At 46.5% G+C, this 23,204-nt stretch carries 18 protein-coding genes; 14 read left to right on the top strand and 4 right to left on the bottom strand.

All coding sequences use genetic code 11. The annotated features are described in order from the left end of the window. The first annotated feature begins 438 nt into the window (after window positions 1-438). The 8 genes from IEW88_RS14390 to IEW88_RS14355 all read left to right on the top strand — a co-directional run bounded on the left by IEW88_RS14390 (window position 439) and on the right by IEW88_RS14355 (window position 11,561). Window positions 439-3,408: a TonB-dependent receptor gene (locus IEW88_RS14390; RefSeq protein WP_147904556.1), complete on the top strand. Its 2,970-nt coding sequence runs from the start codon at window positions 439-441 to the stop codon at window positions 3,406-3,408. Window positions 3,409-3,591: 183 nt separating this feature from the next. Then, window positions 3,592-4,317 (top strand): SapC family protein, encoded by a 726-nt coding sequence (locus IEW88_RS14385; RefSeq protein WP_147904557.1) that lies wholly within the window; start codon window positions 3,592-3,594, stop codon window positions 4,315-4,317. Window positions 4,318-4,330: 13 nt separating this feature from the next. Beyond that, window positions 4,331-5,353 (top strand): cupin-like domain-containing protein, encoded by a 1,023-nt coding sequence (locus IEW88_RS14380; RefSeq protein WP_147904558.1) that lies wholly within the window; start codon window positions 4,331-4,333, stop codon window positions 5,351-5,353. A 44-nt stretch (window positions 5,354-5,397) separates the two neighbouring features. Next, entirely contained in the window at window positions 5,398-6,891 is a 1,494-nt protein-coding gene (locus IEW88_RS14375; RefSeq protein WP_147904559.1) for a tryptophan halogenase family protein, read from the top strand. After that, complete coding sequence (locus IEW88_RS14370) at window positions 6,851-7,612, top strand: DUF6445 family protein (RefSeq protein ID WP_229670511.1); 762 nt, start codon at window positions 6,851-6,853, stop codon at window positions 7,610-7,612. The genes IEW88_RS14375 and IEW88_RS14370 overlap by 41 nt, the downstream gene beginning before the upstream one ends. 140 nt (window positions 7,613-7,752) lie before the next feature. Then, complete coding sequence (locus IEW88_RS14365) at window positions 7,753-9,081, top strand: GH1 family beta-glucosidase (protein ID WP_147904560.1); 1,329 nt, start codon at window positions 7,753-7,755, stop codon at window positions 9,079-9,081. 50 nt (window positions 9,082-9,131) lie between these two features. Next, on the top strand, window positions 9,132-10,463 hold the full coding sequence (locus IEW88_RS14360) for a glycoside-pentoside-hexuronide (GPH):cation symporter (RefSeq protein WP_147904561.1): 1,332 nt from the start codon (window positions 9,132-9,134) through the stop codon (window positions 10,461-10,463). A gap of 99 nt (window positions 10,464-10,562) precedes the next feature. After that, complete coding sequence (locus tag IEW88_RS14355) at window positions 10,563-11,561, top strand: LacI family DNA-binding transcriptional regulator (protein WP_053422994.1); 999 nt, start codon at window positions 10,563-10,565, stop codon at window positions 11,559-11,561. 35 nt (window positions 11,562-11,596) lie between these two features. On the opposite strand, the gene IEW88_RS14350 is transcribed toward IEW88_RS14355, so the two are convergent. From IEW88_RS14350 to IEW88_RS14340, 3 genes are all read right to left on the bottom strand, one after another. Then, complete coding sequence (locus IEW88_RS14350) at window positions 11,597-12,400, bottom strand: DUF4198 domain-containing protein (protein WP_147904562.1); 804 nt, start codon at window positions 12,398-12,400, stop codon at window positions 11,597-11,599. A 4-nt stretch (window positions 12,401-12,404) separates the two neighbouring features. After that, a complete protein-coding gene (locus IEW88_RS14345) occupies window positions 12,405-12,899 on the bottom strand; it encodes a DUF2271 domain-containing protein (protein WP_053422992.1) in 495 nt (164 codons plus the stop codon). 68 nt (window positions 12,900-12,967) lie between these two features. Further along, entirely contained in the window at window positions 12,968-13,576 is a 609-nt protein-coding gene (locus IEW88_RS14340) for a PepSY-associated TM helix domain-containing protein (protein WP_229670509.1), read from the bottom strand. A 269-nt stretch (window positions 13,577-13,845) separates the two neighbouring features. Between IEW88_RS14340 and IEW88_RS14335 the strand changes: the two genes are divergently transcribed. From IEW88_RS14335 to IEW88_RS14320, 4 genes are all read left to right on the top strand, one after another. Next, on the top strand, window positions 13,846-16,284 hold the full coding sequence (locus IEW88_RS14335) for a TonB-dependent receptor domain-containing protein (protein WP_147904563.1): 2,439 nt from the start codon (window positions 13,846-13,848) through the stop codon (window positions 16,282-16,284). 140 nt (window positions 16,285-16,424) lie between these two features. Further along, window positions 16,425-17,423: an SMP-30/gluconolactonase/LRE family protein gene (locus IEW88_RS14330; protein ID WP_147904564.1), complete on the top strand. Its 999-nt coding sequence runs from the start codon at window positions 16,425-16,427 to the stop codon at window positions 17,421-17,423. A gap of 90 nt (window positions 17,424-17,513) precedes the next feature. Beyond that, window positions 17,514-18,197: a response regulator transcription factor gene (locus tag IEW88_RS14325; protein WP_082335640.1), complete on the top strand. Its 684-nt coding sequence runs from the start codon at window positions 17,514-17,516 to the stop codon at window positions 18,195-18,197. Between the two features lie 2 nt (window positions 18,198-18,199). Then, a complete protein-coding gene (locus IEW88_RS14320) occupies window positions 18,200-19,654 on the top strand; it encodes a sensor histidine kinase (RefSeq protein ID WP_147904565.1) in 1,455 nt (484 codons plus the stop codon). Here the strand turns inward: IEW88_RS14320 and IEW88_RS14315 are convergent. Next, window positions 19,651-21,522, bottom strand: a complete 1,872-nt coding sequence (locus tag IEW88_RS14315; protein ID WP_147904566.1) for an Ig-like domain-containing protein — start codon at window positions 21,520-21,522, stop codon at window positions 19,651-19,653. The genes IEW88_RS14320 and IEW88_RS14315 overlap by 4 nt on opposite strands. Before the next feature lie 171 nt (window positions 21,523-21,693). On the opposite strand from IEW88_RS14315, the gene IEW88_RS14310 reads away from it, so the two are divergent. Then, window positions 21,694-22,011, top strand: coding sequence for a DUF1840 domain-containing protein (locus tag IEW88_RS14310; protein ID WP_185148608.1), 318 nt, complete (start codon window positions 21,694-21,696; stop codon window positions 22,009-22,011). A 147-nt stretch (window positions 22,012-22,158) separates the two neighbouring features. Further along, entirely contained in the window at window positions 22,159-23,058 is a 900-nt protein-coding gene (locus IEW88_RS14305; RefSeq protein WP_147904568.1) for an Abi family protein, read from the top strand. Window positions 23,059-23,204: the final 146 nt, after the last annotated feature.

The following is a 23,204-nucleotide window of genomic DNA, read 5'->3' as shown; positions in this document are numbered from 1 at the left end:
GTTTTTATCGGCGGGGTTGGCAGGCAGATCAGCGGTTTATATACGCAAAGGCATACAAAAGTTCTGATGGGTGCTTGATATTCTGTCCCCGTGTCCTCCGGTGCTTATGATGAAGCTCCGGCATACAAATCTATGATTTGCTTATTCTTATTTTTATGCGCTTTGTATTTTTCCTGTCGTGAAGACTGAAAATACACAGTTTCTTCAGGAATAATGTAATTGTAAGCGGTTTCATTTTTAGCTGATAAAGTCGTTATTGCCAACTGTTTTTTAACCAAATTGTAAGATTTAGTTTTTCTGTATTGACGAGTTAAAAAAAATCACCTAACTTTGTGAAAGCGCTTACAGTTAGTTTTGGGGAGTAAAAAACTACCTGTCCTGCGTGAACTGAATTTCGTAGCAAGTAAAAAACCAAAAACAGTCGACAGGGAACTACACATGAAATCCAAAACGTTCAAAAAGACCAGACTCGCCACCAGTCTGTCGTTAGTACTTGGCGTGGGCGTTGTTATGCCTGCCTTCGCGGATGACGCGCAGGAACAGAACGCACAAAAAGCCGAAGAAAAAATTGAAGTGATCAGCGTCACCGGTATTCGCGGTAGTCTGATTAAATCTATGGACACCAAACGTTCTTCCACTGGTATTGTGGATGCCATTTCAGCCGAAGATATAGGTAAATTTCCAGATACTAACCTGGCAGAATCGCTGCAGCGTATCAGCGGTGTGTCTATTGACCGTGTCAACGGCGAAGGTAGTAAAGTATCAGTCCGTGGTTTTGGTCCGGACCAAAACTTAGTGACCTTGAATGGTCGTCAAATGCCTGTGACTACGGGTTCACGTTCTTTTGATTTCGCCAATATTTCTGCCGACACCATCAGCGGTGTTGAAGTCAACAAAACCAGTTTTGCCTCCAATCCTACGGGTGGTATAGGTTCGGTTATTGATGTACAAACCTTAAAACCTTTAAGCGCTGGTGGTGAAAAAGCGGTATTCAGTGCTGCTATGGTCGATGACAGATCGACAGAAGAAGGCAGCGCAACTCCTGAGTTAGCAGGTTTGTATTCCACTACTTTTAACGATGATAAGTTTGGTGTGTTAGTGTCCGCCAGCTATCAGGAGCGTGAAAGTGGTAGCCAGCAAGCCAACGTAGGTACAGGCTGGCGTAGTTTTCCTGGCTCTGTCGATATCACTTCCGGTGAGTGGGGTGCTGTTCCAGTAGGTAACCAAGAGAACCGCCCTGGTGCTGATGATGTGTACTCTGTACCACAAACGACCATTTATAAATTTGAAGAACAGCAACGTGCCCGTACCAATGGTCAGTTAGTGTTGCAATATGCACCGACAGATACTCTGACGGCCAGCGTTGACTACACTTACATGCGCAATGATATCGACACTCAGTACAATGACGTGTCTGCCTGGTATACCTATGTGCCTTCACGGAGTGTCTGGACCGATGGCCCTATCTCTTCACCATTAATTTATTCTGAGGAATATGCTACTCCTGCAGATTTATCTATGGGTGCTGGCGATTACGGTGTTCGGAACGAAAGTGGCTCTTTAGGCCTGAATCTGGAATGGCAAGCTACTGATAACTTAAAACTGAGTTTTGATGCGCACAAATCTGACGCTGAATTCAAACCAAACCATGTGTTGGGCTCAAGCAACACTTTAAGCACAGCGGCTTTTATTCGTCAAAGTGCTGCAACAGATTTTACCGGAGATATTCCACTGCTAGCTGTTGAAGGTGGTAACTCAGTTCGTCCATCAGATATGGTGGTGACAGGTAGCGTATTTGGTAACTCTACCAACAAATCTGAAATTGATCAGTACCAGTTTGATGGTGAGTATATTTTTGAAAATAGTAATAGCAGCATCGATTTTGGTATTGCACTGACGAACGTAGACAACCATTCAAAATCAGTCAACGTGCAACGTAACGACTGGGGTGGTGTAGGTCAGGCAGGTGATTTCGATGATTCCTTCTTCCCGGCTGGCACTATCCATGACAAGTTCAACGGCAGTAAAGGTGATTTCTCCTTAATGCCAGATCGTGATTTTGAAGTGCTGAATACTATTTTCTTCTGGGACTTCAATACGGTTCGCGCTCGTGCCGAAGAGTTATATACCCCGGCTGGTTTCGTCGGTGCTGGTGATTGTGGTACTAACTTCTGCCCTTCGACCGATTACGATAGTGACGTAAACCGTTATACCAAAGAAGAATCACAGTCTGCTTATGTGCAGTACAACTACGAAAATGAAATCTCGGGTATGCCGTATGATCTTCATGTAGGCGTGCGTTATGAAACCACAGATGTAACTTCAACTTCTGCTGTTGCTGCATACAATGGTGCGCGTTGGGTAGCTGATACCGAAGTCGTTCTGCAAGCCAGCGGTCAGCGCGAGTTCCAGACGAAAACGGGTGATTACGACTACGTCTTACCTAGCATGAATTTCAATATCGAAGTCATCGATGATGTGATGTTACGTGCAGCCTACAGTGAAACTATAGGTCGTCCTGATTATGTCTCGATTCAGGGCGGTACAGTAGTGTCCACTATAGCGAACCGTGCTGGTGGTGGTGGTAATGCAGGTAACCCAAGCCTGTTGCCTTTAGAGTCGAAAAATATCGACTTGTCGGCAGAATGGTACTATTCACCAGCTAGTTACGTTTCCGTTGGCTACTTCCGCAAGGATACCAGTAACTTTATTAGTAACACTATTGTTGAGTCCTCTATCTACAGTATTCCAAACCCTGTAGATGGTAAAAAATACGATGAAGCAGTAGCTGCTGTAGGGAATGACGCTGGAGCTATTCGTAACTGGATTTTTGCTAACTACCCGAATGCACCAGGTGTAGATGTTGCTAACCGCACCATAGATGGTGTGGCTGGTGAAGATGAAATTTTACTGTTCAAAATTGATACTCCTTCGAACGGCTCTGATTCTGATGTTATTGACGGTTGGGAGTTCGCGGTACAACACGCCTTTGGTGAAACTGGTTTTGGCGCTATTGCTAACTACACCATGGTCGATAGCGAAAGGTCTTATAACAATTTCCTGTTACAGGATCAGCCAGCTGTGATTGGTTTAAGTGACACCGCTAACGCTATTTTGTTCTATGAAATGGATGGTTTCCAGGCTCGTATCGCTTATAACTGGCGAGATGAGTTCCTGAACTCTAAAGGACAGGATACTGGCGCTAACCCTAAATATACTGAGGCCTATCATCAAATTGATATGTCGGTCAGCTATGACTTACCGCAAGTCGAGGGTTTGACTATTTTTGTTGAGGCCTTAAACGTCACTGATGAGCATATCCGTGTTCACGGTCGTGCCACCGAGCAAGTGTTAAGTTTGGTTGAATCAGGTGCCCGTTATAGTCTGGGTGCGCGTTACAGCTTCTAAGCTGATCCAGGGCCATAAGGATATGGCCCATTCTGTTCCGGCATTTTCAGCCTGGGTTGGGAATGCCGTTTCTTCATTTTTTCTATAGCTTCGTACTTAAACAAAAAACCAGTAGCTTTCGTATCCAGCGACAGGTTTAATCAAACTATAACTAAAAATATACGGTAAAGGTCGGGATATAGCATGAGTAAAAATGTTTTATTAAACAGCGTTGAACACAGAGACCTGAAAGTGATCACGACCAGAGGCGCACACTATGGTGATGCAGTCTGGTTTACTGTCACTTTTCCCAAAGAATTTCGTACTGTTCAGGCGCACTACCCGATTTTTTTTCACAAAGATAGCAACAGCAATCAGTTTTTCGCTGTGACTTTGTTTGGTTTTCAGGATCAGGAAAATCTCTTTTTACAACAGGATAACTGGCGTGGTTGTTATATTCCTCTGATGCTCAGACGTCAGCCTTTTTTGATTGGCCAGCAATTGGTGCGTGAGGATGGAATCGAAACCACTCAACGAGTGATCCACATCGACTTAGATAACCCGCGCGTTAGCCAAACTGAAGGCGAAGCGCTGTTTTTACCTTTTGGTGGCAACAGCCCTTATTTGGATGAAGTCGCAGTCATGCTGGAAACCATTCATCATGGCATGCTCGACAGCAAAACTTTTATTGATCTGTTGCTTGAGCATCAACTGCTGGAATCTTTTACTCTGGATTTAACCTTCAGTAATGGCCAGAAGCAGCAGTTGGCAGGTTTTTATACTATTCATGAGGACAACCTCGCGGCTTTATCGCCGGAGCTTTTAGCGCAGCTGCATCAAAAAGGTTATTTGCAGGCTATTTATATGGCTATTGCGTCGCAGGCCAATATCCGACATTTATTGCAGTTAAAGAATAAGCAGTTTGAGTAAGGTCTGACGAGCCATGCACAAGACAACGCCTTTAGTACAAGTAAAAACTCTGGAAGGATGCGATTTAGCTGATGCTCTGAGTTTAATAGCTAAGGCCTCTTCCCCTTTAATTTTCAAAGGCTTGTGTAAAGACTGGCCCTTGGTCAAGGCGGGTGTTATTTCCGCTTCGTCTGCCGCAGATTACCTTCGGCAGTTTTATCAGGGGATTCCCGTCAGTGCCTGTTACCTGGAGCCCGATCAGCAAGGCCGGGTGTTTTATAATCCAGAGCAAAATGGCTTTAATTATCAGGGCGGAAAAATAGACTTTAATCAGTTGCTGGACCGTCTTTTTGCGTTGAATAATCAAGCTGAAGTGCCCACCTATTACATGGGTTCAACCGAGATCAACCATTGGTTTCCGGGTTTGGCAGAGCACAATACGCTACCCATGCCAGGCATCAGTCCATTAACCAGTGTTTGGCTTGGTAATCAATCCCGTATCGCTGCTCATTATGACTTTCCGCAAAATCTGGCCTGTAATGCGGTCGGACACCGTACTTTTACCTTATTTCCGCCAGAGCAAATCAGCAATTTATATCCTGGCCCTATGGAATTTGCACCCGGAGGTCAGGATGTCAGTATGGTCGATTTTGCCGCGCCTGATTTTGAACGTTTCCCTAAGTTTGCCGAAGCATTAAAACATGCACAGGTAGCCGAACTGGAACCCGGTGATGTGTTATTTATTCCCAGCATGTGGTGGCACCATGTCGAGGCCTTGGACGCCTTTAATGTGCTGATCAGTCACTGGTGGCGCGATACTCCAGCCTATTTAGGTCGGCCTAACAATGCGCTGTCTATGGCAGTATTGAGCTTGCGTAGCTTGCCTAAAGCTCAGCGTCAGGCCTGGAAAGCTATTTTTGATTACTACATTTTTGAGCACGACGATGTAGCGCAGGAGCATATTCAGCCTGATGCTTTAAAGATGTTAACCAAGCCATTGGATGAGCTGAATGCACGCCAGATCAGGGCTGATTTATTGAATAAATTAAAACGCTGACAACCAACTAAAAATATAAAGACACCAATCAACAGGGTGAACAGATGAATAACCAACACAACAGAATCAAAAAGGTCGTGATTGCAGGCGGTGGCACCGCTGGCTGGATGACAGCGGCTGGCCTGACTAAATTACTGGGCAAAAACCTGGAAGTGGTTTTAGTGGAGTCCGACGATATTGGCACTGTGGGGGTCGGTGAAGCCACTATCCCCACTATGCATATCTTTCACCGCTTACTGAATATCAAAGAATCTGAAGTGATGGCGGCTACTAATGCCACTTTTAAGCTGGGTATTCAGTTTGAAAACTGGAAAAACCTAGGCGAAGATTATATTCACTCCTTTGGATTTTTAGGTAAAGACTGCTGGGCCTGTGGATTTCAGCATTTTTGGGTTAAAGCTAAACAAAAAGGTATAGCGACTGAAATAGGTGACTACTGTGTTGAGCATTTAGGCGCCCGTCAGGGCCGTTTTGCTGTGCTGCCGAATCAGGATCTGAACCACGCTTACCATATGGATGCGTCCTTATATGCCAAATTTCTGCGTCGTATGTCCGAGCAACATGGCATCAGACGCATTGAAGGTAAAATTCGTGAAGTACAGCAGCATATGGACGGCAATATTAGTGCGTTATTGCTGGAATCCGGTGAGCTGCTTGAGGGCGATTTGTTCATCGATTGCACTGGCTTCCGTGCTTTATTGATTGAGCAAACACTCAACACAGGTTTTGAAGACTGGAGCCACTGGTTGCCGTGTGATAGCGCTTATGCGGTACAAACCAAAACGACACAAGAGCCAGTGGCTTATACCCGAGCCATAGCCCGCCAAGCGGGTTGGCAATGGAAGATTCCGCTGCAAAGCCGGGTGGGTAATGGCTTGGTATTCTGCAGCAAATTTATAACGGAAGCTGAAGCCAAACAAACGCTGGTGGATAATCTTGAAGGCGAAATGATGTTTGAGCCACGGCTGATCAAATTTAAAACCGGCACACGCCGTCAGCACTGGAATAAAAACTGTGTCGCTATTGGTTTATCCAGTGGTTTCCTGGAGCCTTTAGAGTCGACCAGTATTCATTTGATCCAGCGTAGCATTATTCGTCTGCTGCAGATGTTTCCGTCCAACGGCATAAATTCTGCTGATGTGGCTGAGTTTAATCGCCAGACGAAGATCGAAATGGATAATATCCGCGACTTTATCATCCTGCACTACAAAGCTACGGAGCGCACAGATACTAAATTCTGGCGTTACTGCAAAGATATGGAAATCCCAGATAGTCTTGCTCATCGGATGGAATTGTTTAAGCAATCCGGCAAAGTCTATAAGTTTGCACAGGAATTATTTGGCGAAAGCTCCTGGTTACAGGTGCTGATTGGTCAGGGCTTAATGCCAGAGCAGTACCATCCTATTGTCGATTTAATGCCGGATTCTGAACTGAATGATTTCCTGATGAGCATTAAACAGAATGTGAAACGCACTGTGAGTCAGTTCCCGACTCATCATGAGTTTATTCAGCATTATTGCAAGTCGTCTCTGGTCTGAAACAATGATGCAGGACGCGCTGAATTATCAGGTCAATACCGCCATTCGGCCCGAAGTTATCTATCTCGGGCTGGAAAAAACGCCATTGATTATGATTGATCACTTTGCTCTGGACTTGTCTGGTTTACGCCAGCAGGCTCAGCACAGCGATTTTATGCGTGAGAGTCAAACCTATTACCCAGGGCAGCGTGCCGTATTGCCAAAAGCTTATGTGGCCGCCAGCTTAAATGCAGTGTATCAGCTCATTTACCAGGTGTATCAGGTACCTGATACGCTGAGGTTAAAACCACAAATGCTGTTTTATGCGTTGATCACTCAGCCAGAAAACAGTCTGCATCCGCTGCAATGTATGCCGCATTTTGATACCAGCTCGCCTTATTATTTTGCGCTGTTGCATTATCTGAATGACGGTCCTCATGGCAGTACAGGTTTTTTCCGGCATAAACCTACGGGTTTTGAGCGAGTGACAGAGCAAAGACGGCAGGACTATTTTCAGTCAGCGCAGCAGTTTATCGACCAGCATGGTGCGCCGCCGCAGCGTTATCAGGTGCAGAGCAATCAACATTATGAGCTGTATCACCAGATCCCTTATCAGGCGAACAGACTGATTATTTATCCCGGTAATCTGCTGCATTCGTCATTGGTAGATGTAGCTACTGACATCAATGGTTCGCCAGTCACAGGGCGTTTAACGGCGAACATGTTTATCGATTTCGTATAAAACCAAACCTTATGAACCCATAACACCAAGGAACTGAATATGGTCACGACAACACAAAAAATGAAAGCGATTACATGCCTAGTGTTGCGTAAATAAGATCATGTTCTCCCTCCAATTTTAAAGATGAAAAGAAGATAACGATGAATTATGAATTGCCAAAAGGCTCAAGACTGCTGAACAAAGAATTTACTTATGGTGTGGCCACTTCATCTTTCCAGATTGAAGGTGGCATTGAAGATCGCTTGCCTTGTATCTGGGATACTTTTTGCGCTACACCGGGCAAAGTAAAAGATGGTTCAAACGGCGATTTAGCTTGTGATCACTATCATTTATGGCGTGACGATATCGCTCTGATAAGCTCCCTTGGTGTCGATGCTTATCGTTTATCTATTGCCTGGGCAAGGGTAATGAATAAAGACGGTAGCCTGAATCAGCGGGGCGTCGACTTTTACATCAACATTCTGGATGAGCTAAAAGCTAAAAATATTAAGTCTTTTGTCACCTTGTATCACTGGGATTTACCTCAGCATATTGAAGATCAGGGCGGCTGGCTGAATCGCAACACCGCTTATTTATTCCAGGATTATGCTGACAAGTTAAGTAAAGCCTTTGGCGACAGAGTTTATTCGTACGCGACCTTAAATGAGCCATTTTGCAGCTCGTATTTAGGTTATGAGGCTGGTATTCACGCGCCTGGTTTAACTAAAAAAGCCTTTGGCCGTCAGTCAGCACACCATTTATTGTTAGCACATGGTCTGGCGATGCAGGTACTGCGGAAAAACAGTCCAAACAGCATGAACGGCATAGTGCTGAACTTCACCCCAGCTTATCCGCTAACCGACAGCCCTGCCGATCAAAGAGCAGCGCAGTTGGCTGACGACTACTTTAACCAGTGGTATATCAAGCCTGTATTTGATGGCGCTTACCCGGATTCTTTTGCTCTGCTGGCTGATGAAGACAAGCCAGTGATTGAGCCTGGTGACTTTGACATTATCAAAGCTCCTCTGGACTTTTTAGGCGTCAATTTCTACACCCGTACTGTGTATAGGGCCACTGAAGGCCGTGACTTTATTGAAGTCGATATGGCCGACGCGCCGAAAACAGATATTGGCTGGGAAATTTATCCACAGGCCTTTACCGATCTGTTAGTGTCTTTGCATCAGAAATACAAACTGCCACCTGTTTATATTACCGAAAATGGTGCAGCGGCAGCCGATCAACTGCACAATGGCGCAGTGGATGATCAACTGCGTTTATCCTACTACCAGTCGCATCTGAATGCAGTGCATCAGGCGGTTGAGCAAGGTGTCGATATTCAAGGCTATTTTGCCTGGAGTTTAATGGACAACTTTGAGTGGGCTGAAGGCTACTTAAAGCGTTTTGGTATCGTCTATGTCGACTACAACAGCCAGCAAAGAACTGTGAAAAACAGCGGCCTGGCTTACAAAAATTTAATCAGTAACCGTTAATTTATAAAAAATAATAATTTCAAATCAACACTTTATAGGATGCGCCTGACATGGTTAGTGTAAAGGAGAAAATTGCTTACGGCCTTGGGGATACGGCAAGCAATATAGTGTTCCAGACCGTCATGTTGTTTCTGACGTTTTTTTATACCGACATCTACGGCATTTCGCCGGCTTTTGTCGGCACCATGTTTCTGGCTGTGCGTATTATCGACGCAGTGACAGATCCTATCATGGGCGCTCTTGCCGATCGCACCCAAAGCAGATACGGTAAGTTCCGTCCTTATTTACTGTGGTTTGCCTTACCTTTTGGCCTGATCAGCGTGCTGGCTTTTACCACACCAGACTTTGGTGAAGAAGGCAAAATGATCTACGCCTTCGTCACTTATACCCTGCTGATGCTGGTCTATACCGCTATTAATATTCCGTATTGTGCTTTAGGCGCTGTATTGACAGCCGATCCAAAAGAGCGAGTGTCTGTGCAGTCCTACCGTTTTGTTTTTGCCATGCTGGGCGGACTGATGGTGACGGCTTTAACTTTGCCTTTAGTCGAGTTTTTTGGCCAGGGCGACAGGGCCAAAGGTTATCAACTGACTATTATGGCGATGAGTGCCTTAGGTGTACTGATGTTCTTAGCTTGTTTTTATGGCACCAAAGAGCGCATCAACCCACCGAAAGAGGCGGTCAGCCGCAGCTATATGGATAACTTCCGTCAGTTGTGGAAAAACGATCAGTGGCGGGTGTTAGCGCTGGTGGCTTTGTGTCTGATGAGTGGTTATGTGCTGCGCACTACACTGGCTATTTATTATGTGAAGTATTATCTGGAAATGCCGGATAGCATCACGTTGTTTATTACTTTGGGTATGCTCGGCAGTATGGTCGGTTGTGTTATAGCTCAACCGCTGGCAAAACGATACTGCAAAGTAAAACTCTATATCGGCATTCAGGTTTTGGCGGCCGCCCTTTGTGCCAGCAGCTATTTTGTCGCGGCTGACAATGTGACTTTGGCCATTGGTTTATATGTGTTGTGGAATCTGGTGTTTAATACAGGCACTCCGCTGCTGTGGGCTAAAATGGCAGACACTGTAGATTATGGCCAGTGGCGTACCGGTATTCGCACTACTGGTATGGTGTATTCCTCCATTATTTTCTTTATCAAATTGGGTATAGCAGTAGGCGGTGCTTTAGGCGGCTGGTTACTGGCTGGCATCGGCTATCAGGCTGACGTGACTCAAACCGAAGAAACCAAAGCAGGGTTATTATTGGCTTTTAGTCTGTATCCGGCTATTGGTTCTTTAATTGTCGCTTTTGTGATGAGTGCTTATAAACTCAACACGCAAAAAGTTGATGAAATCACGTTGGAATTGAAGAGAGCTGCAGAGTAAAAGCTGATAGTATGACCAACTTGCAGAGCAATTCAGTTTTTGCTGAATTACTCTGCGGTTTCTGATTTTCTTCGACTCAATAAGAAGTGACAGCACTATATGGCGACCATTTACGACGTTTCTCAGCTTGCAGGTGTATCTCTGGCGACAGTTTCCAGGGTGATGAACAAAAACACTAATGTCAGCGAAAAGACTAAACAAAAAGTATTAGCCGCTATGGCCGAATTAGGTTACAGACCTAACACTTTTGCTCAGTCTTTGGCGTCGAATTGCTCGAATAGTGTTGGCGTGCTGGTTTCGCAACTGGATGGTCCATATTACGGTCCTATGATGGCGGAAATTGAAGCTGCACTGCGCTCTGATAACCGCCATGTCATTATCGCTGTGGGCCACAGTGATGCGGCTCAGGAAATTGACAGCGTTGAGTTTTTACTGAGTAAAGGCTGCGATGCATTGATCCTGGACGTCGAAGCTATCTCCGATGACTACCTGATTAAACTCAGTCAAAGTTCCACTCCTATAGTGCTGATCAACAGATACATAGCTGAAATCAGCGACTGCTGTATTTATCTGAATAACGAACTGGGTGGTTATATGGCCACACGGCATCTGATTGATTTGGGACACCGCGATATCGCCTATATTTCAGGCCCTGCGAAAAAACACGATGCGACAGAACGTCTTGAAGGCCATAAAAGAGCTTTGGCAGAAGTGGGAGTGTCTTTTGATCCTGCTTTGTGTTTTGAAGGTGATTACAAAGAAGACAGTGGCGTGGAAGGAATGAACTACCTGTTCAGCCAAAACAAAACATTCACCGCCGTTGTTTGTGCGAACGATCAGATGGTATCCGGTGCTATTTCGGTCTGTCTGGAACGAGGCATGAAAATACCGCAAGACTTATCTTTTGTCGGTTACGACAATATTCCTTTTGCCCGTTATGTGTCACCTAAGCTGACCACAGTGAATAACCCTATTCATGAAATGGGCAAAATGGCCGCTTTGTGGTTACTGAAGAACCTCTACAAACATGATATTGAAGTGGAAAACGTATTTGAGCCAGAACTAGTGGTACGTAATTCCGCTATCCGTAAAGGGTAAAACAGCCTCCGCCTGATACGGAGGCTGTGTCTGGCTTAAGGTAAAGCCGCTTCTAACGTTAAAGTTAAGCCTTCACGGATTTGGTCGGCTAATTCAGATTCAGCTTTGGCTGAATAGGAGGCTTCAATCAGGAATACACCCGCTTCAACAGGCGTATAAGTAAACTGGCCAGTGGCATCGGTTTTATGCTGCACTCTGCCTGCTTCATCGCGATAACGCTCACCTTCGTAGGACACTTCCAGTTCAACACCAGCTTGCGCCTTACCATTCACTAAAAAGGTAAAAGTAACAGGCTCGCCTGCGACTATGTCAGCTGGGTGCACAGAGCTTTTAAATTCTAAACCTTCGTTTTTCAGTGCCAGCACTTCTGAGGTTGGTTTGTTCACTGTGATAAAAGCGACTGAACGACTGCGGCTTTGACTGGTCACTACATCGGTGGCATTGGCCGGTAGCTCTTTAGCTCGGGTCTTTTTATCCGCCATGATGCGCTTGCGCTCATCACCTACTTTGTACATAGTACCGAAACGTACAGGACCACCTAATTCCAGTTTGTAGGTACCTTCAGCATTTAACTGTGCATCGACCTGAGACTTACGTTTGCCCTGGTATTTATGCTCAATAGCCTGCTTTTTACCCTCTGGCGTATACAAAGATACGTTATCAACCGGGATACCTTTGTCAGCCACAAAAGTCATGTTGGCGGCGCTAACATCAGCCGATACCCAGCTGCCTGTTTTCGACAAGACAAAATGACTGGGTACAACCCATAAAGTATGAGCAATAGCCGGAGCGCTGATTGCAGCTGCAATCACGAATGATGCCAGAATAGATTTTTTCATTGGATTAGTTTCCCTGTGCTGAAGTAAGTTGAATTTTGCCCAGCTCTTTGCTGGCTTTTATTTCGATCTGAACGCTGCTGCCGTCCCATGTGAATGCTTGTTTCGCCAGATTACGGCCGCCTTGTTCACGGGCCGCTTCAACAAAAAGTACATAAGTGCCAGCAGCAACTGCTTTGCCTTGTTCGTCTTTACCATCCCAACGCACTTTGTAGCTGCCTGGCCCTTTGGTAGCGCCAGTTTTTGCATCTACTAATTGAGGTTCACTGCGGCCAAGTTTGCGCCAGAAACGACGTAAGTCTTTAATCCAGTCTGGTTTTTCCAGCCAGGCTTCGATTAGGCGCACGGGTTGCTGCTGCTCGTTTTCAATCCATACCGCCACATAAGGTCTGTGATACGTGCCGGTATCAATTTTTGGCAGTTCGACCTGAATTTCCAGTTCCTGCTGTGCCATGGCAGAGCCGCAACACAACAGCAACGCAGCGACTAAATACTTGTACATACAATTCCCTCTTAGTGAAACGACTTAAGATCATTGAAACGACTATAAATCGGTGAAACAACTCTAAATTAATGAAACGACGCTATATAAGCTAATAAAGCCAACACCACACCAGCGACTGCTGTGGCATTACCAAAATCTCTTCTGTTCGGCTGACGCCACAATAAATAAAAGCCCGACAAGGCAAATAACAGACAAAATACAGCGGTAATATCAATCAACCATTTCCAGCTACTACCGGCGTAACGGCCTTTATGTAAGTCGTTGGCCAAGGCCAGATAACCAGCAAATTCTGCATCTAATTCAGCGCTGCGCTCAGCTAAATCAATCACCACTGCGGCATAGCCTGCAGGACGTTTAAAGTCGATTTCCAGTAGTTCATCTTCAGGTGAAAAATTCAGGTTGTAACCGCCCTGTAACTGATATTCCTGCTTTAACCAGTCGACATACAAAGCAATAGCGGCTTGCTGCTGATCCTCTGGCAAGTTCAGTAAATCCGGCAATTGTTCCGGCAGCTCCAACTGCAGTTGCTGACTGGTTTTACCCAAACTACTGCTGATTTCAGGGTGATTTAAAGTGATGCCTGTGATGGCAAAAAATAACAACAGCAACAACACCAACATAGCGCTGTAGGTATGTAACCAACGCATCCAACGAGCTAAAGCTGAACTCTTCACAGTACCCCCTAAAAAACAGCTAGCATGCTACTGAGAATTGTTCTTATTTGCAAGTTTTTCGCAACTAGCTGATTTAGATGCTTATTGATTTTTACTGTCATCAGCCTTTTAACGCGACAATTGCTAGTGCAAATAGTTCGCAATTGCTATTGATCTTCTAATGAGAATCACTATCATTGTCGGCCATTGGAATTTATTAACTTATCTTTACAAATCGAGGTCAGATTTTATCCGCGTTGCGATGATCTGTTCGAACAACAGGAGTGTTTATGTTCAAGTCCCGTCCGGCCAAACTGGTGTTAGCCACCCAGCTCGCTTTAGGTCTGATAGCTACAGTTCAGGCAGAAGATGCAGCAGCTGTTAACGATGAGTCTATAGAGCGCATTGTGGTTACGGCTTCAGGTTTTGAACAAAAGCTGGTGGATGCTCCTGCCAGTATTTCCGTTATTACAGCAGAAGAGCTGCGTACCCGCCCATACACGACCTTACTGGATGCCGTGCGCGATCTGGAAGGGGTCGATATTGGTGAAACCCGCGATAAAACAGGTCAGGGCACGATCAGTATGCGTGGCATGGGATCGGATTACACTTTAATCCTGGTCGACGGTAAACGTCAGAATAACCATGGTGATATTTACCCAAATAACTTCGGTGGTAACCAGTTCGGTCATATGCCACCTCTGGATACGATAGAACGTATTGAAGTGATACGTGGCCCTGCGTCTACTTTGTATGGTGCCGACGCTTTGGGTGGCGTGATCAATATCATCACCAAAAAAGTCACTAACGAGTGGGCTGGCTCAGTCAGCCATAGCCGCACAGCGCAAACAGATGACAGCTTTGGTGAAGAGATCACCACCGACTTCAACGTGATGGGCCCTTTGATCCCTGGTGTGCTTGGTATGTCGATTCGTGGTAGTGAATACAACCGTATGGCCTCCACTCCGGAATACGCCGATGTGGTCTATCCAAATGGTGAAGTCCGTAGCCGTTCATTAGGTTTTGGTGCTGGCGGTAAAACCGTAGATAACGACAGCACAGTCTTAGGTGCTCGTCTGAGCTGGACTCCTGCTGAGAATCAGGCCGTCTGGTTTGATATCGACACTTCGACCCAAGAATACGATAACAGCCCGGTAATTAACGATGATGGCAGTCGCGAATACCCTGTAGGCACAGTCGACAATATAGATAGTATCTGGGCCGCAGGTAATTTCTGTAAAGGCTTTGTACCAACCTCTGGTGGCAACCAACAGCAAAAATGTACTGCTGGTGGTGGTACCTGGGCACGCCGCGCTAACCCACAAGTCGGCTACAGCCCAACTCAGGAATTTAGCCGTGATACCTGGTCATTAAGTCACGAAGGCAAATGGGATCTGGGCAACAGTTTTGTGTCTTTATCTTATGTCGACACCCAAAACCATGGCCGTACTTTACCTTTTACTTTGGCAGAACGTGCGCAGTTACTGACGATGATTGATGCCACCGGCGCTTATGCGGGCCTGAGCGTCGACGAGCGTAAAGCCATAGCTAAAGAGACTTTCCTGCCTCGTGCTCAACGTAAAATGGCCAGTAACCAATATACTCTGGATGCCAAAATGGATATGCCATTTGAACTGGCAGGCCAACACAAAGCTGTGTTTGGTACGCAAGTGATCCGTGGTGAGCTGGAAGACGGTGTATTTGGTATGGAAAGCGGCACTCCTGGCGGCGTGCAGGAACACAATATGTGGTCCGTATTTGCGGAAGACACCTGGGACGCCACTCAGGCATTTGCCATCACTGCAGGTTTACGTCGTGACGACCATGAAATATTTGGCAGCGAAATGAGCCCACGTCTGTATGGTGTTTATACATTAACAGAACAGTGGACTATCAAAGGTGGCGTCAGCACAGGCTTTAAAACCCCAAAAACAACCCAGTTGTATGATGGTGTCGTAGGCTTTGGTGGTCAGGGTACATCCCCTATGTTTGGTAACCCGGAGCTGGAACCGGAAACCAGCACCTCGACTGAAATTGCGGCTTACTGGGAACACCCTGACAACCACAACTTCAATGTCACCATTTTCAACAATGAATTTGACGATAAAATTGCTTCTCAGCCTTGTGGTGCTGCCACTGCACTGGTGTGCAGCAGTACAGGTGAATACGCCGATTTGGGGTATGCCACCAGTACAAAAACCGTTAATATCGACAGTGTGACTATTAAAGGTGCCGAAGTAGCAGGGCGCTGGCAGATTATCGATAGCGTCGCTTTCCGTGCTAACTACACCTACACAGACAGCGAACAGAAAAGTGGTGCCAATAAAGGCCAGCCTCTGACCAACACAGCCAAACATATGGCGAACCTGACCATAGACTGGAATGCGACCGATGAGTTAAAAGTCTTCCTGACGTCAGAAATCCGCACCAAACGTTTCCGCGCCTGGGATACAGTTAAGAATGCACCGCTGAACTACAAAGCTTATGACGTGTACCACTTAGGTGCCAGCTATGCAGCCAGCGATTCAGTCACTTTTACAGCGCGGATCAACAACTTATTTGATCAGGACTTCACCACCTACGATTTAGCCTTTGTAGAGTGTGACAGCGGTACCAGTTGTATTCTGGATGCGAATGGCGCAAACGGCTATCAGGCCAGCTATGTTGACCACTTCAATAACAAAGACAAAGCCCGTAACTTATGGATGAGTGTTAACGTAAGCTTCTAAGCTTGTTGTAACGCCAGCCTTTGAACAAACCGCAGATTAATTCTGCGGTTTTTTATGTCTGTGCCAGTGCTTTGGTTGCGCTAACAATGCTACATTGTTTGAAACATGAATAGCTTTCCAATACAACTAAGGTGACAAGGATGCGACATAGTGCAGCGCTGCTTTTATTTACATCATCTCTGGCTTTTGCCAATCCATCTCCTATTCCGGCTAATCCGGTAGAGCAATTAAAACCTGAACTGAGTCAGGTTGTTGCTGCAGACGCTCAGCTGGAAATACTGGCTGAAGGTTTTCGCTGGGCTGAAGGCCCTGTGGCTGAACCTAAAACCGGAGATATTTTATTTTCCGATGTGCCTGATAATAAAGTTTGGCGCTGGAATAGCAAAGACGGTTTAACTTTGTATCTGAGCCCTTCTGGCCATACAGGTTTTATCGACGAACCTTCTATTAAAGAAGGTTCTAACGGTTTGATTTTCAACCAAAAAGGTCAGCTGGTGCTGGCGCAGCATGGCGACAGACGTTTAGCTGTATTAACCTCAGTCAGCGCAACAGGGCCACAGTATCAAAGCCTGACGACCAGCTATCAGGGCAAGTTGTTTAACAGCCCAAATGATCTGGTGCAGCACAGCAATGGCAGCTACCTCTTTACTGATCCACCTTATGGCCTCAAAGACGCGGATGACTCCAAGCAAAAGCAGCTGGCTTTTAATGGCGTGTATTGGCTCAAAGGTGGCGATGTCACGCTGGTGACTGATCAACTAACCCGACCTAATGGTTTGGCTTTATCACCGGATGAAAAGTGGTTGTATGTCGCTAACTCAGACCCACAAGCGGCGCAGTGGTGGAAATATCCTTTATCTGCAGATGGCACTGTAGGCGAAGGTCAGCTGTTTTTTGACGCAACGGCATGGGTTAAAAGCAAACCTGGTTTACCTGATGGCTTAAAAGTATTGCCTTCAGGCCATTTGCTGGCAACAGGCCCTGGTGGTGTGTTGGTGTTTAATGCCCAAGGCGAACATCTGGGCACTATTCAAACTGGTGTTGCTGCCGCCAATGTGGCTTTAAGTCTGGATAAACAGTATTTATACATCACGGCTTCCAACTATTTATTGCGGATTAAACTAAAAGCTGCCGTTTGAGCATCGGCTAATGTATAGAAATGTAAAGCTGCTCTATTACTGAGCAGCTTAAGGTTAAACTGCGGCCAACAGAATCCGGAGTGCAAGCCTTTGAACCCTCTATTGCTGATTGATGATGACCAGGAACTCACCTCGATGTTAAGTACTTACTTACAGCGCGAGGGTTTTGTCGTGCAGGTAGCCAATAACAGTCAGCTCGGTTTGCGACAGGCCATTTCTGGTCAGTATGAACTCCTGGTGCTGGATGTGATGATGCCAGGCTTGGATGGCATATCGCTGCTGCGCCAAATACGTCAGCATTCCACAGTGCCTGTCATTATGTTAACTGCCAAAGGAGATGACATAGACAAAGTGCTGGGCCTGGAATTGGGTGCAGATGATTATGTCGCTAAACCTTGTTTACCCCGCGAATTAGTGGCGCGAATTCGGGCTATTTTACGCCGCGTGCAACAGCAGCAAGACGAACCTACCGAAGTAAAAGTCGGGCCTTTAACTCTGGAACCCGGTTCACGTAAGGCCTGGGTCCACGGTCAGCCAATTCAGTTAACTGGTGCTGAGTTTAGTGTGCTATGGGTGTTGGCTTGTCAGGCGGGGAGATTAGTCAGCAAAGCTGAGTTATCGTTGCAGGCTTTAGGTAAAACCCTAACCCAATACGACCGCAGTCTGGACGTGCATATCAGTAATATCCGGCAAAAACTCGGTAAAAGGCAAGATGAGCAAGCCTGGATTGAAGCTGTGCGTGGCAAAGGTTACCAACTGATACACAGATACTAATCATGGGGCAGGTATTCTGGAAGTTCTTAGTAGCTTTTTGGGCTGCGTTGATCCTGGCTGGCACTTTAGTCTGGACTGTCAATGAAGTGAGTCGTGCGGCAGACGATGAGCCCAGGCCCGTCTGGATAGGACCACAACTGCGTCTGGTGTTAGGTTCAGCTCAACTGATGGTGGACTCAGGCGGCATTCAATTGCTCGGCGATGTATTACAGCGCTGGGAAGACGACCCTATGTCCCGCGACAAAATTCTGCTGCTCAATGACAAGGGTAAAGATTATCTGCAGCGTGAGGTGCCGCCAAACTGGGCCGAATTACTCAAAGATCAACCTGACTACAAAGTAGAGGATAAATCCGGGCAAAGCTGGTTTTTATTGGCTGTGCCGCGCCATGAGTTTTTATTGGATTGGTTACGCAGCGGCAGAGGCATGTTGGCCAATAAGCCTGCTGCGCCTCATCTTCCTGAATCACCTGACTTTGATGACAAAGGCCCGCCTCCTCCAATGCATGGTATGGCGGGGAAAACTGCTATGCCTATGCCTCCAGTCTGGTTTCATCCGGCATTTTTACTGGCTGCTATTTTGTTCACCAGCTTATCTGTCAGTTTATGGTTGGCCTGGTACTTTGCATCGCCAGTGCGACAATTAAAACGAGCCTTAGAGTCATTGGCCTCTGACCGATGGCTGACACAACTGGGTCCTAAAGTCACAGGGCGGCATGATGAATTTGGCGCTGTGGCCCGCAGTTTTAACGACATGGCTAAAAGTGTCGAGCAAGCGATCAGTGGTCAGCGCCGTTTATTACATGATGTCTCTCACGAATTCCGCTCACCTTTAGCCCGCTTACAAATTTTGGTCGGGCTGGCGCGGCAAACCCCTTCGGAAAGCGCTATGGTACTGGATAAAGTTGAAGCCGAAACCCAGAAACTCAACGCCTTAGTTGAAGAAATTCTGACCTACTCACGACTGGAAAGTGGTGCCGCTGCAGTAAAGTTACAGCAAGTCGATCTGTTGGAGTTACTGGAATCCGTGGCTGAAGATGGCCGGCTTGAGGCTTTGTCGCAGCAAAAACAACTACGGGTGAAAGCGGAAACGGCCAGACAGATACAGGCCGACCCGGATTTATTGTACCGGGCGCTGGAAAACCTGATCCGCAATGCCATCAAATTTACCCCGCCCAATACAGAAGTGACAGTGGAGCTGGTACAGCTAGAACAGCTGGTGCAGATCCGCATTTCTGATCAGGGAACTGGTGTGGCACACGATGATTTAGCCAAGCTTTTTACGCCTTTTTTCCGCGCTCAAAGCAAAAAAGACGGGGTAGGTTTAGGCTTAAGTATTGCTAAAAGAGCAGTGGAAAGTTGTGGTGGAGAGTTAAAGCTGCATAACCTCTATGCAGCTTCGGGTATTGTCTGTGGTTTTCAGGCGGTGATTAGTCTGCCACTGCAGCAGAAAAGTTAAGGCACAGTGACAGAGATAGCTAAAGGTGTGCCACCTGAAACCCCTAAAGTGATGGTGGCGGTATCACCCGAAGTGCCTCCGCTGGTGTTGATTTGCAGTTCGCATTGCCCATACAAATCGGTGCGTAAGCTGGCCGTTGCCAAACAATGTCCCACCTCCACCTGCAAATTCCCGCTGTTTGACGCACCGTAACTAATACCTGCATCAAAGCCAAGGAAAGGCAAGCGCACTGCACCTTGATCCCGTATCTCCAGGCTCAGCACAGTGTCACCGCTGATGCTGGTGATACCGGAGCTGATCACTGCAGGGCTGATGTAATTGAAACAGGCTCTGTCATCAATAGTGGTGGCACTGCTGCCACTGGCTTCAGCCACCACAAAAACCTGAGCCGAGCCGCGCGGTGAATGACGGGTATCCAGATTAGGCGACACACAACCCGTTGAAATAGTATCCTGATTCGCCGGATAGGTCAGGTAAAAGCTGGCGGCACCATCTTTTGTTACCGCCTGACCGCTAACCAGGCCTTCTTTGGCCGGGTCTACACCCGCAACCTGCATACCTAATAATGAAGCCCCAATCAGGTATTCGAGCTCAGTGTCCGTATTCAGGTAGTTTTTATTGACTGTCACGCTGCTGGCCTGAGTAGGCAAGGCGGCGACAAAACGACTTTTATCTTCGGCCTGAGCGTTAAAAATCAACACCCTGTCCTGTGCTTCGATAAAACGGTTGGTATTGTTGCGGGTAATGACTGCACTTTGAAACAAGGCATTGCTTAAATCAGTCAGCGTAGCTGAATTAGCTGTGGTTGCGGCTCGACCATCAGTCACAGTGCTGCCAAAACCGTAGTTAATTTGTGGTGCTCTGTTGGACAATAACACGCTGTCAATCACCCCGAGGTTGATCACTGTGCCGTCAGCCACAGGGTTGCCGTATCTGTCTGTCACCAGCAAACCGCCTTCCCTTCTGTAGGTACCATTACCCATATTCTGAATACCAGCTTCGATTGGATAACTGAACACAATAGAGTGAGCCGGGCCTGAGGCTATACTCAGTACCGACGCTGTGGTTTGGATCGCCGGGCTGTAACTGGCGCCTGTTGTGTCCAAAGCTTCAGCTTTGAGTTCCACCACTCCGGGTAACTGGCCTGAGTTCAGCGTTAAGGTGGCAACGCCATTGGTGGTGGCTACATCCAGAGTTTTAGTGTTCTGTACTAACTGACCTGAAGCCTGAGTACCGAGCAATAACTCACCACCATTAGGCTGAGTGACAAAACTCACCCGCACATTATTGATGCCTGCCGGCGCATCCTGAGCTGCACCGCCCGTAGAGGTTAATAAACGTACCGTAATAGCGCTGCTTTCCATTTGGCCGACACCAGCGACAAAAATAGCGCGTTCACTGGCCGCAATGCTGATGCTGGCGGGTACAGGTCGTTCAGGTTCGACTGCAGTGCCTGCGACAGTGACTGTGGTGGTGGTCTGCACACCATTGACATACACAGTCACTGTCGCTGAACCTGCACTTTGACCCGGATACAAACGTACAGCAGCGACACCATTACCAGCATCATTAGAACCACCACGGCCCGTTTCAGCTGTTGTGCGGGTTATGACTTCTGTTGCACTAAAGCTGCCTAAGTCGGTACTGAACTGGACTGTAGCATTGCGTAACAGCTCGCCGTTCGCGTCTCTGACCGTAGCGGAAATAGTGCTAAAACGCTCAGGAAAACCTATATCCAGACTGGCCGTGCTGGCACTGACAGCAACAGCAGTAGCATCTTCAGTTTTATCGGAACCCCCACAGGCGGTTAAAAATAGCAGAGAAAAAATAACATACAGACCAGACAAAACACGTGGCAACACTGTCATACACTATCCTTGTAACCAGATCGTTAGCTTATGTAAAATTTGCAAATTTATTGAATTCTAAAGAGGTACGAGCCTTTTGTATAGGCTCTGCCAGAGCATCACGGTATTCGCTTGTGCTTTATAGCCGAACAGCGCATGCTGAGGTTTCATTTCTCCGGAAGTCAGATAGTTATGTTAATTACTTTTAAATCTGTAGCCGCAGCGCCAGTACCAATGTTTGGTCATGTTGCTTTGCAACTGTTAGAGTTGATGGGCCGTTTGCCTAAAGCGCCAGGCGCTTTATTTGCGGAAGACGTAGCCGAAGCTTTAGCTGTGTTGCAACAAGGTTTAACCGAATTGGAAGCCCGTCAGCAGGCTGAATTACCTGATGATTCAGCAGACAAATATCAGGACAAACCCAATGCGATTCCGCTTAAACACCGCGCCGTGCCGTTAATTGCATTAATGCAGGCGGCTATACGTGAGCAAAAAGGCGTGAGTTGGGAGTGAGGTTTTTTTAGAAAATAATACCTTAATCGGAAACTTCGCTTGAATTATGAGCTTACTTGCCTATAATACCCGGCAACAACACCCCTCCCGCTACCCGTAAGATCAGCGCCCTGTGAGGGGTTACTTTTTTTGAGAACAGGCAATTGAATGCAGTTCACAAAACCCCCGTTTACGATTCAACAGCAAGTACAACAACTCATCTCTCGTGGGCTTACAGTCGATGATGAAGAATTAGCTGCTTATTACCTGTCACATATCAATTACTACCGATTAGGCACTTATTGGTGGTCTTTTATCGATGATCATAAAACCCATAAATTTCGTGCTGGCACAACCTTTCAACTGGTTCTGGATCTTTATGTTTTCGACCGGGAATTAAGGTTGTTAGTGTTGGACGCTATTGAACGAATTGAAATTGCTGTCAGAACACAATGGGCATATCATCTTGCTCATCACGGTGGCCCTTTTGTTCATTTAGATCGGAGTTTATTTAACTCCAAAGAGTTTGACTATGATGGGTTTATGGCTGCAGTTCATCAGGAGTTGGGCAGAACCACAGAGCCTAATATTAAGCGACAAATGGATAAGTACGATGAGGCGACTCCGGCTGTTTGGATTTGCTGCGAGTTACTGAGTTTTGGATGGTTGTCCAAATGTGTCGACGGTTTGGCCCGGCGCTCGTTAAAAATGAATATCGCAGATCATTTTCAATTTAATGAAACTGTATTTTGTTCAGTCTTACACCACCTGACCATGGTCAGAAATATCTGTGCTCATCATGCTCGTTTATGGAACAGAGATTTTACCATTACCATGAAACTGCCTCGCAGAGGACCGCAGCAGCTGTTGTCAAGCTTAAATCTGGAACGTCCTAAAGAGCTTTATAATACCTTGGCTATCTTGTGTCATTTTATGAATGTTATTGCTCCTGATCACCACTTCAAACAACGCTTAATTCATCTGACAAAGATACATCCGAGCGCCAATCCAAAAGCAATGGGTTTTCCTGAACAATGGGAATTATTGCCTTTGTGGAAATCCACCTAGCGGGCTCGGTCATACGTTATCGATTTACTGCCTACAGATAATAAAGTTATTTCCCCCAATCTTTACGATCTCTTTACGCCCTTCACTTTTATCCATCTGGAGACTTTACGCCTCTGGCTCCTAAGCTTTGCAGCGGATTTACACCA

The organism is Rheinheimera tangshanensis, from assembly GCF_014645135.1.
Classification (GTDB): domain Bacteria; phylum Pseudomonadota; class Gammaproteobacteria; order Enterobacterales; family Alteromonadaceae; genus Pararheinheimera; species Pararheinheimera tangshanensis.
Note: the sequence above shows the minus strand (reverse complement) of the source record. Positions and strands in the feature narration are given on the sequence as shown.

Bases quoted from the DNA above. Each gene is read 5' to 3' on its own strand.
- IEW88_RS14390 (WP_147904556.1), top strand. From the start codon at position 439: ATGAAATCCAAAACGTTCAAAAAGACCAGACTCGCCACCAGTCTGTCG.
- IEW88_RS14385 (WP_147904557.1), top strand. From the start codon at position 3,592: ATGAGTAAAAATGTTTTATTAAACAGCGTTGAACACAGAGACCTGAAA.
- IEW88_RS14380 (WP_147904558.1), top strand. From the start codon at position 4,331: ATGCACAAGACAACGCCTTTAGTACAAGTAAAAACTCTGGAAGGATGC.
- IEW88_RS14375 (WP_147904559.1), top strand. From the start codon at position 5,398: ATGAATAACCAACACAACAGAATCAAAAAGGTCGTGATTGCAGGCGGT.
- IEW88_RS14370 (WP_229670511.1), top strand. From the start codon at position 6,851: ATGAGTTTATTCAGCATTATTGCAAGTCGTCTCTGGTCTGAAACAATG.
- IEW88_RS14365 (WP_147904560.1), top strand. From the start codon at position 7,753: ATGAATTATGAATTGCCAAAAGGCTCAAGACTGCTGAACAAAGAATTT.
- IEW88_RS14360 (WP_147904561.1), top strand. From the start codon at position 9,132: ATGGTTAGTGTAAAGGAGAAAATTGCTTACGGCCTTGGGGATACGGCA.
- IEW88_RS14355 (WP_053422994.1), top strand. From the start codon at position 10,563: ATGGCGACCATTTACGACGTTTCTCAGCTTGCAGGTGTATCTCTGGCG.
- IEW88_RS14350 (WP_147904562.1), bottom strand. From the start codon at position 12,400: ATGAAAAAATCTATTCTGGCATCATTCGTGATTGCAGCTGCAATCAGC.
- IEW88_RS14345 (WP_053422992.1), bottom strand. From the start codon at position 12,899: ATGTACAAGTATTTAGTCGCTGCGTTGCTGTTGTGTTGCGGCTCTGCC.
- IEW88_RS14335 (WP_147904563.1), top strand. From the start codon at position 13,846: ATGTTCAAGTCCCGTCCGGCCAAACTGGTGTTAGCCACCCAGCTCGCT.
- IEW88_RS14330 (WP_147904564.1), top strand. From the start codon at position 16,425: ATGCGACATAGTGCAGCGCTGCTTTTATTTACATCATCTCTGGCTTTT.
- IEW88_RS14320 (WP_147904565.1), top strand. From the start codon at position 18,200: ATGGGGCAGGTATTCTGGAAGTTCTTAGTAGCTTTTTGGGCTGCGTTG.
- IEW88_RS14315 (WP_147904566.1), bottom strand. From the start codon at position 21,522: ATGACAGTGTTGCCACGTGTTTTGTCTGGTCTGTATGTTATTTTTTCT.
- IEW88_RS14310 (WP_185148608.1), top strand. From the start codon at position 21,694: ATGTTAATTACTTTTAAATCTGTAGCCGCAGCGCCAGTACCAATGTTT.
- IEW88_RS14305 (WP_147904568.1), top strand. From the start codon at position 22,159: ATGCAGTTCACAAAACCCCCGTTTACGATTCAACAGCAAGTACAACAA.